The following is a 12,673-nucleotide window of genomic DNA, read 5'->3' as shown; positions in this document are numbered from 1 at the left end:
AAACCTGAATAAGTGACTGAACAACACACAATTTGATGTAAAATACGTCATATCATAAATGCGGCTCGATGATGGTTTCTTTCGTTTTATTTAGCCGTGCGCTTGATCAGTGATGGATAATTCAATGACAGCCAAGCGATTTTTGTATCCTATTTCTTCTTGGTATTTGGAAATGACATAGAAGCCATCGTGATAGTCAGCGGTGTGATTCACAGAAAATAAGAGGTGCACATATGAATTCTGATATTTTTCATGCGCAACTCTCTGCTTTAGAGGCAGATTTGTTGGCGGAGTTAGAGATCAGTGAGCAAAACGGAACGGATAGTACGGTGACGCTCGATCAACAAAGCGTGGGTCGTTTGTCGCGAATGGATGCGATGCAAAGTCAACAAATGGCGTTGGAGCAGAAACGGCGTCGTCGTGATCGCTTGCTTCAAGTGAGAGCGGCACTAAGACGTATCGAAGAAGACGACTATGGCTACTGTATTGATTGCGATGAGCCCATTAACCCCAAACGTTTAGAATTTGATCCTTGTGCACTACGTTGTGTGGGCTGTGAGGGTAATAACCAATGACGACTCGACAAAAAGCGCTCGTGGTTGAAGGTGGTGCGATGCGTGGTATTTTTGCCGCGGGCGTATTGGATCAGTTTATTGAATCCGCGTTTTATGATTTTCACTTCTGTGTGGGTGTCTCTGCAGGATCTACTAATCTAATTGGTTATTTATCAGGTAGTTATAGTAGAAGTAAAAGAATTATACTTAACTATGCGACGTCAGCAGAGTTTTTCAGTTTTAAGCGGTACCTCAAAGGAGGACACCTGTGTGATGTGTCTTGGCTTTGGCACGCATCGTTTGACGCGGAGCCGTTAAGTCAGGCTTTGCGGTGTCCACTATGGGTCGTTACGACGAGTGTTGAAACCGGCCAACCCCACTATTTTTGCATGGATAAGGCGGGTTTTAATCATGAGGCCATCGTTGCCTCTTGCTCGATCCCTCTGGCGTATCGTGACTACCCCAATGTTGACGGCATCTCAATGACTGATGGTGGTATTGCCGATTCAATACCGGTGAAGTTTGCGTATCAACAAGGCGCAAGAGATATTACTGTTATTTTGTCTCGCCCTCTCGGGTATAGGAAAAAAAATACGCGGTCAATACGTTTGTTAAAGCCAGTTATTAGACACGCGCCTGCGTTATTTGAGGCAATGAACCACCGTCATCGTCGTTATAACGATGCGTTGGACTTTATTCATCATCCACCGGCTGATTGCACGATAAAAGTGATTGCCCCCAATGAGACGTTTCGTGTCGGGCGATTTACCATGAATAAAGCGTATTTAGAAGCAGGATACGATCTGGGACGAGAATTAGGCAAAAAACATATCAATGAGGAAACATGTTCATAAAATCTTATGCTGCGTTAATTCGTGACCAGTGGCCATTAATCGCCTTTGGCTTCTTAGCCATTTTTTTTGGGAACATTGGCCAGTCATTTTTTATTAGTTGGTATGGAAGCAGTATTAAAGACGCACTGCAACTGAACGATGCGACCTATGGTGGGATCTATGCGATTGCGACCATGACAAGCAGTGTGCTAGTGATTACCTTCGGTGGTGTGGTTGATCGTATTCGTGTTGATAAGCTGTTGGTCTTTTTTTCGATACTACTTACGGCAGCGTGCCTGTTGATGTATTCAGTAGACAGTGTCATTGGGCTATTGATTGTTATCTTCTTACTGCGTTTTTGTGGGCAAGGGTTTTTACCTCATATTGCGCAAGCAACCGTAATTAAGCGTGCTGCGCAAGATAAAGGGAAAGCGATTAGCCTCGTCGGTAGCGGTGTTGCTTTGGGAGAGGTTGTTTTGCCGTCCCTGCTGATTGCGCTCATCGCGCTTTTAGGCTGGCGTGAAAGTTGGTTATTTATTGCAGCGGCTATATTGATTGTCTTTCTGCCTCTTGTTTTATTTCTGGTAAAAAAAGCCGATCTTAAACAACCTTATTCTGATCCGAATCATACCCATCAATCGAGTGATGCAAGCCGTAGGCATGTGATCCGAGATTGGCGATTTTGGATGATTATACCGCTTGCACTGATCACGCCTTTTCTTGTCACCGGTGTCTTTATTCAACAAGACTTTATCCTAGAGGCAAAGCACTGGGCACCCAGCGTGTTGGCCGGCAGTTTTGTATTTTACGGGGTTGTGCATTGGTTAAGCTCGGTGGTGTCTGGCAACCTTATTGATAAATATAGATCGCGAAATGTGCTCATTCTTATCCCTATTCCGCTGATTCTCGGCCTAATGGCGATTGCCAACATCAACCATCCGGCGCTGCGCCGATCTTTATGTGCCTATTTGGTTTGGCCATTGGTGCAACCAACCCGGTGATTAATACACTATGGGCAGAGATGTATGGTGTCTCTCATATTGGTGCGATTCGCTCACTGGTGACCGGTATGATGATTCTCTCGACAGCCTTGTCACCCTGGATATTCGGTATCGTGATCGATATTGGCTGGACCTTAATGAGGTTGCTTACGCACTTATCGGGCTTATTCTTTCGTTTTCGCTATTGCTTTTGCCCGTGTATCCACGTATCTGAACTCCCAGTGACATCCAGCATGGGTAAGGTCATGATTCGATGAAACAAGCACGAATAAACATGGCGACTGGATCAACTTTTTATGGGTTAATGCTTTACGACACGCGTGTGTCTGTCACTATCAATGACATAGCTGTAACCGTGATAATACGTTGATCGCTGTTTGCAAATGATTGAGTGAATGAACAGCAATATCCGACTAAGAGGAGACAGGATGTGGAGCAACGGATCCTAGCATGCGTCGATGGCCCGCATTATTCAAAGCAAGTAGCAGCGTTGAGCATTTGGGCGGCAAGCCGCCTGTCTGTGCCATTGACGCTACTCCATGTACTGGATAAATCGTCCCATCAAACGGAGCCTGAACTATCCGGTAACTTGTCTGCTGGGAGTCGTGAGCAACTGTTACAAGAATTGGTTGAGCTCGATGGTCAGCGGGCTAAGCTGGAAATGAAGCATGGGAAGGTGTTACTTTCTGAATTGGAAGACGAGGCCAAAGCGAAAGGCTTGGATGACGTCAGTAAGTCGCAACGTCATGGCAATTTGGTCGAAACGCTGCTTGAGCTGGAAGCGCAAACTCGTGTATTGGTATTGGGCAAATCTGGCGAAGTGCATCAAAGTGATGCCAAAGCCATTGGCTCACAACTTGAAAGCGTGGTGCGTTCACTCAAAGTACACACGCTGATTGCAAATGGTGAGTTTTCCACGCCAGACAGTTATTTGCTCGCGTTTGACGGCAGTGACATCAGCGAAAAGCTGGTAGAGAAAGCGCTCAGCACACCATTATTAGCGGGGATGACTTGCCACTTAGTCATGGTAGAAGACTCGCAAGAAAAGCTGACTGCGTTTAAACGTGCCGCTGAGCGATTAGAGGCAGCAGGGGTGAGCGTGGTGCAAGCGCAACTGACGGGCGAAGTACACCGAGCCATCTTAGATTACCAAGCGTCAAATCAAGTGGGTCTGATTGTGATGGGGGCTTACGGGCATTCAAAACTGCGTCAGTTCTTCGTCGGAAGTAACACCACGAAGCTGCTGATTGAGTCGACAGTCCCCATGCTATTGATTCGCTAGTAGCCGATGATTGGCGTGTTTCTACCTTCGATCGTGTTCCTACCTTCGATAAAGAAAAACCCGCAATGATGCGGGTTTTTTTATCAGCGTTGGCTGCCTTTGCCTCGTGCCTTGTTAGCGGTATCGCTATCAATATTTAAAGCGAGTCGTAAACATAAACTGATCGCCATACCACTCGTTAACCCGGTAGCTGCGCCTAACGAGAACAGCTCTGTGGCGTGGAACCGACCGTAAGCCGAGCCAAAGGTATCTTCTTCATCATCCACCGTCAGTAGGCCAATTTCACCGCCCACCTCAACTTGCGGCCCCAACCATTGGCGAATGCCGAGGTTGATTTCCAAACCCATGTCGCTGTCGAAGTTCTCTTTTTTAACACCACGAGCAAGCAATTCACCGGTTAAGTCTGCCCAGTTGTTGATCGGCGCATGAAAGCCAACCCCGGCAGCGGTATCCCAATCTGAATCAAATTCGGTATCGGCTTCGACACGAATGTGCGCATTAGGGTGAATAGACATGCTAAATCCTGCACCATAGGTGAGGGGGCTAACACCGATACGTCCTTCCAAGTAATCGTAACTAAAATTACTCATGGTGGTGAGGTTGGCGTCTTCTTCATTGGCCACGGCGCTGAAAGAAGCCAACGCGACAATCGCGCTGGCTAAAAGAGATTTACGCATTATCAATTCCACTTGTTATTGGTGTTGAAATCATTCTATAAGACGATTGCGCGCTGAAACAAGCATATCCACCCGTCATTTAGGCTTTTTTACCTATTTCTGACCCAATGCGAGGTAATAGAAATAAATAGACGCTATTCACCGCCCATATCCCACTTATTTTTGTTAATCGCTTCCACGACACGCGGCGTATCGAGGACGCTAGCCCAAGGAAACAAATTGGGTTCGTGGGCAACCATGTAACTGGTTAATTGATCGGTCACCACACTCACCAAGGTGTCTTTCTGCCACGGCTTTGCCAAGTTAATAGTGCAAACTGGCATGATTTACCGCTGATACTGTATCTTCCAGTCCAGCTTGACCAGTGAGTAAGATCTTGCGTGCCGAGCAGTCTGAGGCTGATTAGCCAGCTCAATGAGAAAATCGACGCCTAATTCGCCTGGCATAATGTGATCACACAGAATGAGCGCAAGTTGTGTTCCTTCCGCTGCCATATCGTGAATCACATCGCGTGCCTCGGTGACTGACTCGGCCGCTTCGATCTCAAAGTGATCGGCAAAGCCTTGTAAATCATCAACCACGCTGTCGAGTACATCCCGTTCATCATCGACACATAAAATTAAATATTGGCTCATACTGGTGGCTCCTTACTGGCAGAGGCGGGGAGTTCAATGGGCAGAGTCACTGTCATCGTGGTGCCGACACCGAGTTGGGAGCGAACCTGAATATCGCCCCCTTGCTGATGAACAATGGTCTGGCACATGGTCAGGCCAATGCCTAATCCAAAATGCCCCTCGCGTTTGGTGGTGTAATTTAACGCGAACATTTTTTCTTGCTGTGCTTGCGTCATCCCTATCCCAGTGTCCGTGATCGATACCTGAATCATGCCAGACGCTTGGTCGTTAAGGGTTTTTACGGTCACGGTAAGCATCCCCGGCTCTGGCATCGCATCCAGTGCGTTGGCGATGAGGTTGGTCCAAACCTGTGCTAAGGCTGATGGCTGAGTGATAATGTCAGGGACCCAGTCATAGTATTTTTCTAATTGATGCGACTTGAGCCGGTGCTCAAATAAGGTCAGGGTATCGTCAATGCTTTCGATAATATGGGTACGCTGGCGCTGTTCACTGTCTTGGCGCGCATAGGTGCGTAAGCCTTTGACCAGATCGGCGATCCGGGCCGCACATACATGATTAGAGCGTAATAGGCGACCACAGCGGGCATATTGCTTCCAGGTCGCCAACTCAGTGTCAAAATGCGTCCCCAAACGTTGTTGCCAGTCGGTCACCGTGTCTTGCTGATACAAGCCAATATTCACTAGATCTCGTGCCATACGTTTATTGCCGGTGATTTCGCTTAACGTACGTGTGTGTGCTCGCGCAGTGGCGGTTGATAACGGTATGCTATCGCGGTTGTTTTGCAACAGGGCGAGGGCTTGTTCGCGACTGGCTGCATCAAGTGGCGTCTGCGCTACGTGCTCTAAAGCGTCGGCGAGTGCGTCGCTATTGCGTAAAATCGCGGAAACAGGATTATTGAGCTCGTGTGCGACACCAGCGACGAGCTGACCCAGTAATGCCATTTTTTCTTTTTCCAACAACTGGCGATTGGCTTCATCCAGCGAGGCGAGGGTTTGCTGTAGTTGGATTTCGGTATCAATACTGCGCTTTAAGCGTTGGTTAAAATGCAAGAGTAAATATTGAATAAACAGGGGTAACAGCTCTGAGCGACTGGTCATTATTTTGCTAAATAGCGCGTGGTCGATTTTGATCACCCGGGTGCGAGTGAGCGTGCGACCCGTAGAGAAAGAAACATCGCCAGTCACAAATGACATACTGCCAATCAAGCTGCCGGACGAGAGGGTCGAAACATGGTGTGCTTGTCCTTCATCATCGGTTTTATAGAGCCCCACGTTGCCTTCGGCAATAAACCATAAAAACGCGTTGTCTTGGTTTTCTTTGGTGAGAACATGGTTAGCACTGTAGGTTCGGCAGGCACGGCTTTCGTCGTTACCGTCAAAAAAGGCATAAAGGCCAGCAATCACCCGGTCGGCAATCGCCGCTTTATCGGTCTCGGCCGGTGCGAGTAGTTGGGACTGGAATTGGTTAATTTCACGTTCAACCTGCGCATCCAATAAGGTGCGATGATCCAATACCTCGCTATAACGCAGGAGATCGTGTTGGCAATGACGCAGAACATAAGTTGTGAGCTCTTTCTCTGCCACGCGCTGCAGCTCATCTGCTCGCCAAGGCTTATGCATGCAATAATTTAATCGGCCTTCATTCACTGCCTGTAAAATCACATCATACTGCGGCGCTTCGCTGAGCAAAATAGTACGTGCCCCTTGGCTAGCAGCATGATTGTCAACGTTGACGAGTAAATCAATGCCATCATTATCCCCCGGCACGTTATGACAGATCAGTAACGCCACCTGCTGCTCATTGGCTTCCAAGTCGCTTAGCAGCGTATAGGCATCGTCTGGCGTGTCAGCACTGCATAGGTCAAACACATCGCGAAACGGGGCGAGGTCGTGAGACAGCTTTTCCACCACCAGAGGGTCTTGATCAATGCACAATATCACGTAAGGGTTCATACACTTTGCCGATTTGCCGCGAATACCCTTTGATTATAGGTGTTTACCCGCGGTAATGATGCGAAATGGTCGACATTCATGAACATATTCTGCCAAAACGTCACGGCTTTCTATCGCATTCAATACATCGGCGGAAAGCTGGCTAAATCAGTAGTTACAATATGTGCTCTGGCATACCGAGCAACACCGTCAAACGCTCAATGTAAAGAGACTCGTTACAGCCTAAAGTAACGAAAAACAACGCCAGCTTTAAGGGCCCCTTCATTATCAATCAGTACTTGATCAATCAGTACTTGGGCACGTGCCGCGATTGCCTGAGAGGCGTGGTAAGTCTCAGTTATAAGATAATCGCATTTTACAGCGAATAGCCATTGTTATGTTTGCTGGCTGGCTTAGCATGTGCCTCAACGTATTAGTCTATTACCCTCAGCGTCCATTTTTGGTTACACTGGTTTTTTCTTGCCCTTGGAGCAAAAAGACATGTTTTTAGGAAAGTATGGCGCTATTGCCGGCGGGCTTGCGGTGGTCGCGTGTTGGCCATTTGCAACGGGCCAAATTGCGCATTCAATGTATGAGCGCGAAGTGGATCAACGCGCAACCGCAGATTTTACGCTCGAGCAACAGACTTATGAGCGAGGTTATTTAAGCTCGCAAGCGGTTACCCGGGTGCAGTTTAAGGGTGAGAGCAAAGCGCTATTGGAGCAGTCGGGGTTGCCGGTTGCATATGAGGTAGCATCGGATATCTCCCATGGTGTACTGGGGGTCTCGTCGAGCAATACGCTCGTTATGACGCCAGATCTACAAGCGATCACGCAAAAGATGTGGCCAGGTAACCCGACACCGATTCGCCTGGATCTTGATACCTTAATGACAGGTGCCTCTGACTATCATCTTACCGTTGCCCCCTTCTCGCTGTCGGAGGCAAACAGTAACCTAACCGCCAGTGAGCTGAGCGTTAAAGGCGAGATTGATCGCAAAGGACGCGTTAATGCATCCTTCTTACTGCCTGCCCTCGCGTTTAATGATGATAACGGCCAGCAGTTAAAAGTTGATACCGTGACGGGGAGCGGAAAAGGGTATCTGCAAGACAGTCTGTGGATTGGTAACCAGTCGCTTTCAATTGAGCAAGCGCAGCTGGGAAACGGCGAAGGTCAAACGGCTCAACTTGCCCAGGTTAAGCTTGAAATTGGTAATGAGTTGGTTGAGTCGGCGTCACCGCGCAAGCTGAATAATACTAATCAGCTCACTGTTGGTGAGATAACCTTGCCGGATCAAACCCGTTGGCGCAACTTAGTGGTAGCGTTGGATGCGAACCATCTGGATTACACGGCGATGTCTCAGATTGCATTGCTGTCGTCACAGTGGCAAGAAGGTGGTGCACCGGGAAGCGCATCAGCGATGGAGCGAGCGGTCGTGGATTTGTTGCAATCGGGATTATCGGTTAATTTGTCGCCGGCGAGTCTGACACTTCCAGAAGGGGATGTGAGCGTTGATATGCGCTTTAACCTCAGTGGAGGCGACGCTGCTGGTGAATTTGGCCTAAACCAGCTGGTCAGTCAGTTATCCGGTAATTTGGATGTCGCGGTACCCAATGTGCTGCTATCACGTTCGGCATGGCGAGAAAAAGTCCATCACTTATCCAGTGCAGGATTTGTCACGCAGTCGGATCAACAAACAACGCTAACAGCCCAGATTGAGGGTAATCAAGTGGTGGCATCGAACGGCAATGCGGTCCCCTTAATGCAGTTTGTGATGTTCTTGCTTTAGTCAACGACTGTTATCGTCAACGTGTAATATCTTGACGCGCCAATAACCCATGACGTGCGCGTCATAGCTTCCAAGTGGTAATGGGGCAGTACTGACCGTTACCTTTTTTCTCTCAACCGCAAGAATTTAGAATAATGCAGTCTTTGCCTCAGCTTAAAGCCAAAAAATATAGAACCATAAGAGAGGATACCGTCATTGGGCTGCGGGCCGTGGCGTTCATGAAACACGGAACCACCACCCAGGTACAAATTAAAACCCCGGTGGGACAAACATATCGCTGTGAATGTACCTTTATTGGTTTTGATGGCGATAAGCGGCTGTTCTTTTCTCTACCAACTGAAAACCTCAACCAGGTTAACCAATTTTTTATCGAGGGCTATCGCCTTGCGGTTGATGCAGTTTCTGATGAGGGCGAAGGCGCGAAAGTGCGGTTTGCGTCCAAAATTTCCACTGTACTCAAAGCACCCGTTAATCTCGTGATGGTTGATTTGCCTCAGCAAGCCAAATTAATTCAACAGCGCAAAGATAATCGCTATGAGTTGAATGTGAAAGGGGAAGTCCCTTTAGGTAGTCGTCGTTTGTCGGTCAATCTCACCGACATTTCTGCAGGTGGTTGTGGGTTTAGTTTTGATGCCATTGCGCCCGTGTTTGAAAAGCACCATCAAATCGCAATACAAATCCAGGCACCGGATAGCGATGATTGCTTTGTCTTAAGCGGGCAAGTGGAAAACCGTCAGAAAAAATGGGGGATGCAACGCTACGGGGTGTCGTTTGACCGCAGCGGCCTAAAACAATGCGAAGCCTTGATTAAACGACTCGTCTATGATGGCTCGCACTACATCTTTAACCTACACACCGAGGATGCTGAGTGACAGTGTCACACTTGCTGTTCGTTGTTATTATTGATGGTTAGATAGACTGACTAGCTGTTTGATGTAGCCTAAGTGATATACGTCACCTTGGCACAAATGCCGTTCTGGTGAAAAAACTGGAGCCAGCGACGCTGATGAGGCTGCAACACATCCCCTGGGCCTTTCACTTCCACCCATTGATAGGCATCGTCTCGACACATAAACAAATCGGGGTGACCGCGTCGATTATGGCGACGATCGAACAGGATACGGCTGAAACATGCGCTGAGCTGACGGTCAGTGAGGGCGTTCAGGGCCGCGTCAAGTAGTGGCCACTCAATCACGGACCAGTTGACCCAATCGTTAATGATCCCCTGTTTTTGCTGATAGTGGCGCGCTATCCAATCGCGTGCTTGACCCATGTTTGCCAAGCGGGCATCAATATGAGACTGCCTTTTGGTGACAAAATCGTCGCTATAAAGATCGCGCGGGCCACGTTGAAATGGATTCACAAAAGCGCCTCTAATAGGTAAAAAAAGAATATCCCAGAAGAAAAGCCCGAATAGCGCATTCAGCAAACTGTTTTCGCTATACCATACTTGCCAGCCTTGGTGACGATAATAGTCAGCCACCTCCCACTCTACGCGTTGTTCCAGGGTTAATGCCAATGTCTCCGTCTCGAATGCAGCAGGATTGACGGAATGTGTTGGCAGTAAACGGCCGTGCTCTCTAACGGGCTTTTGTTTGGCGATACGACAGGCGACGTCATATTCCTCTTCATCGTGTGGCGCGTCGAGCATGGCCGCAATAATAAGTGACGCATCATCAAGCGCGCCTTGTTTAATCAAAATGCGAGCTTGTCGCTCCCTGCTTGGCGGTTGCGTGGTGGTTTTGTATAGCAATAAGGCGGAGGATAAGTCATCGTGGCGCTCAAACTCACGGGCAATACGATTGACTAACCGTTGCCGTTTGCGCTCAAGTGGCGGCCAATCAAACGGCTGAGGCAGGCGTGACTGTAGCGCAAGAATAGACGCTGGACGCTTGGCTTTCTTTGCTTGCCAAGCAATGTCGTCAAGCGCAGACAAACGCAGCCAATCATCAATTTGTTGGCGGTGTTGAAACAAGCGCTCAGACTGACTGACAGGGTAAGATTCAAATTGCTGAATACCGAGCTCGGCGACGATAAATTGGCTCAAATCTTGGCGTGAATTACCAAAATATAATAGCAACAACACGGGGAGAATGTCCGGCTGGTGACAGACAACCAGAGAGTAGGGGCTAACGAGCGGATCGCTAAAGGTGTCAGTGATTGCGGTTTGCCACTGCGTCTTACTGGCACTTTTCGCTACATTCACCGCAGGAAATGCCTCGATCAGTTGTGGTTTACTCAGCACGTTGAATAAGACCTCAGCAGGCGCGGTATCGGTGATGCTGACAAATCCGTTATCGGCCAAGATGTGGAGCAAAGGCCACGTTTCACCGAGCTCGGAATAGGTCAGTTTGTCGGCCAAGAAGTAATCATGGCGGCGCATCAATAAACGGACCAGCAAACATTGGGCGTTGAAGCTAAGCTGTTGAAAGGAGGTAAGCCAAGCCCGTTCTTTGTCTGTGAGCAGATCCCAGTCACGTTCAGACACTAAACCGATCAAGCTTTGAAAGTTATGATGGTAATAATAGGGACTGAGAGGGTCTGGCTGTGTCATTCTTTTTCCTTATCTTTCATTAGGACACGTGCATTCAGGAGCCGCCGAATGAAACGGAGTATCGCTGTACTATTGTCAGTATTTAGTTGCTGGGTGTCGAGCTATGCCTTGGCGCAAACTGAGAATACGTTTTCAACAGAGCAAGGGATCGCAGGGGTTGCCTGTGTGATTACCGATCCGGCAGGGCGACTCCTGTTGATAAAAGACAGAGTGACCGGACGATATGGCCTACCAGGCGGCCGAGTGAACTTGGCTGAGTCACCGACGCGTGCCTTGGCGCGGGAAGTGTTTGAAGAAACCGCTATTCGCGTCAACGTAGGGAACGTCGCTCACAAAGATAAGCGCGGTGTGCTGTTTGCTTGCCAAAGCCAAACGCCGTTACCGGTTGTTTCGAACGCCAATGGCACCGGGGTGTTACCCGTCTGGCAGGCACTGCATTTTGGGTCTGAAATCGATAAAGCCTTGTTAGTGCCTCCTGCACAGGCAGACGACTATCGCTATCGGTTTAAAGATCGCGGCGAGTTACTATGGTCACTGACTGCAAAAACGCCCAGCAGTGATGTGGCGGCCTTAGCAGATTTTAGCGCCTTAGCCCCCGCCTTTTATGTGAGCCAATATGTCCTCGTTTCTGGGTTACAAACGGCAGTGGCGCACATGGGCGATGTCGCGGGCTCAATGACTAAACGCCTATTCGGATTGGTCAACATTTTAGGAGAAATTGCGTTTTATGTTGCCTTGGTGCCTCTATTTCTTATTTTTCGTGGCCATAAATCGGCGCTGTCACTACTATTTCTGTTGATCAGTGCGGCAGCTGTCTCTATCACGTTAAAAACGGGGTTTGCGATGCCAAGACCGTTTTACCTATGGCCTGACTTGCAAATCGGTGAGGCAAGTGGTTTTACGGTGCCCAGTGGTCATACCTTGTTGGCGGCAGCCGTTGTAACAGCATGGTATCTCAAGCGTCGTAACACGCGTGGGCAGGCATATGGGTCGTTACTGTTCGCTTTGGCAGTGACGACCTTGATGGGGCTTAACCGTATGTATTTGGGCGTTCACTTTGCCAGTGATGTGGTGATTGGCGCCTTGGTAGGAAGCAGCTTGGCCTGGGCAACCGTGAAAATAGATGCAGTGACCATAGGGAAAGATCGGCCGCTACTGACGACCGGTCGGCTGTGGTTATTGGTCTGTGGGTTGCTGGCGTTGTTGGCGTTAGCATTAAAGTTACCCGATCTGCTCTACTTAGCCGCATTAAGCGCTGGGATATATACCGGTCAGATCTGGCACAAGCTTTTTCCCAGTCATAAACCGGCCGCGAGCATGATGGGAAAACTATTGACCTTAGTCTGGATTTTTTGGGTGTCGCTGGGCTGCTTCTAGCCGCTTGGGGCGTGGTGCAGATGACGGGAATGAGTTGGATT

At 48.7% G+C, this 12,673-nt stretch carries 10 protein-coding genes and 2 pseudogenes; 8 read left to right on the top strand and 4 right to left on the bottom strand.

What is annotated here, in order from left to right; translation table 11 throughout:
• The first annotated feature begins 233 nt into the window (after nt 1-233).
• The 5 genes from DZ54_RS0103470 to DZ54_RS0103455 all read left to right on the top strand — a co-directional run bounded on the left by DZ54_RS0103470 (nt 234) and on the right by DZ54_RS0103455 (nt 3,670).
• Nucleotides 234-575 (top strand): TraR/DksA family transcriptional regulator, encoded by a 342-nt coding sequence (locus DZ54_RS0103470; RefSeq protein WP_025673109.1) that lies wholly within the window; start codon nt 234-236, stop codon nt 573-575.
• On the top strand, nt 572-1,408 hold the full coding sequence (locus tag DZ54_RS0103465) for a patatin-like phospholipase family protein (protein WP_025673108.1): 837 nt from the start codon (nt 572-574) through the stop codon (nt 1,406-1,408). Before DZ54_RS0103470 ends, DZ54_RS0103465 begins: the two co-directional genes overlap by 4 nt.
• Complete coding sequence (locus DZ54_RS18740; RefSeq protein ID WP_051415898.1) at nt 1,399-2,388, top strand: MFS transporter; 990 nt, start codon at nt 1,399-1,401, stop codon at nt 2,386-2,388. The genes DZ54_RS0103465 and DZ54_RS18740 overlap by 10 nt, the downstream gene beginning before the upstream one ends.
• Nucleotides 2,361-2,645 carry a hypothetical protein gene (locus DZ54_RS23260; RefSeq protein WP_128080448.1) on the top strand — a complete coding sequence of 95 codons (285 nt, stop codon included), beginning with the start codon at nt 2,361-2,363 and terminating at the stop codon, nt 2,643-2,645. Before DZ54_RS18740 ends, DZ54_RS23260 begins: the two co-directional genes overlap by 28 nt.
• 173 nt (nt 2,646-2,818) lie before the next feature.
• On the top strand, nt 2,819-3,670 hold the full coding sequence (locus tag DZ54_RS0103455; protein ID WP_025673107.1) for a universal stress protein: 852 nt from the start codon (nt 2,819-2,821) through the stop codon (nt 3,668-3,670).
• Between the two features lie 129 nt (nt 3,671-3,799).
• On the opposite strand, the pseudogene DZ54_RS18735 reads toward DZ54_RS0103455, so the two are convergent.
• The 3 genes and pseudogenes from DZ54_RS18735 to DZ54_RS0103440 form a co-directional block, all read right to left on the bottom strand.
• Nucleotides 3,800-4,347: pseudogene (locus DZ54_RS18735) on the bottom strand (hypothetical protein).
• A gap of 134 nt (nt 4,348-4,481) precedes the next feature.
• Nucleotides 4,482-4,982: pseudogene (locus tag DZ54_RS18730) on the bottom strand (response regulator).
• Nucleotides 4,979-6,922 carry an ATP-binding protein gene (locus tag DZ54_RS0103440; protein ID WP_164831551.1) on the bottom strand — a complete coding sequence of 648 codons (1,944 nt, stop codon included), beginning with the start codon at nt 6,920-6,922 and terminating at the stop codon, nt 4,979-4,981. Before DZ54_RS0103440 ends, DZ54_RS18730 begins: the two are co-directional and overlap by 4 nt.
• Before the next feature lie 492 nt (nt 6,923-7,414).
• Here DZ54_RS0103440 and DZ54_RS0103435 point away from each other — a divergent pair, with 492 nt between their 5' ends.
• Nucleotides 7,415-8,701, top strand: a complete 1,287-nt coding sequence (locus DZ54_RS0103435) for a DUF945 family protein (RefSeq protein ID WP_128080447.1) — start codon at nt 7,415-7,417, stop codon at nt 8,699-8,701.
• Between the two features lie 218 nt (nt 8,702-8,919).
• A complete protein-coding gene (locus DZ54_RS0103430) occupies nt 8,920-9,573 on the top strand; it encodes a flagellar brake protein (RefSeq protein WP_128080597.1) in 654 nt (217 codons plus the stop codon).
• Between the two features lie 68 nt (nt 9,574-9,641).
• On the opposite strand, the gene DZ54_RS18725 is transcribed toward DZ54_RS0103430, so the two are convergent.
• The gene (locus DZ54_RS18725; protein ID WP_037353470.1) at nt 9,642-11,255 is read right to left on the bottom strand and encodes a VRR-NUC domain-containing protein; all 1,614 of its coding nucleotides are present in this window, start codon (nt 11,253-11,255) and stop codon (nt 9,642-9,644) included.
• Nucleotides 11,256-11,303: 48 nt separating this feature from the next.
• Here DZ54_RS18725 and DZ54_RS0103420 point away from each other — a divergent pair, with 48 nt between their 5' ends.
• Nucleotides 11,304-12,632 (top strand): bifunctional NUDIX hydrolase/phosphatase PAP2 family protein, encoded by a 1,329-nt coding sequence (locus DZ54_RS0103420; RefSeq protein ID WP_025673103.1) that lies wholly within the window; start codon nt 11,304-11,306, stop codon nt 12,630-12,632.
• Nucleotides 12,633-12,673: the final 41 nt, after the last annotated feature.

Source organism: Salinivibrio socompensis S35, assembly GCF_000513715.1.
In the GTDB taxonomy this organism is placed as follows: Bacteria; Pseudomonadota; Gammaproteobacteria; order Enterobacterales; family Vibrionaceae; genus Salinivibrio; species Salinivibrio socompensis.
Note: the sequence above shows the minus strand (reverse complement) of the source record. Positions and strands in the feature narration are given on the sequence as shown.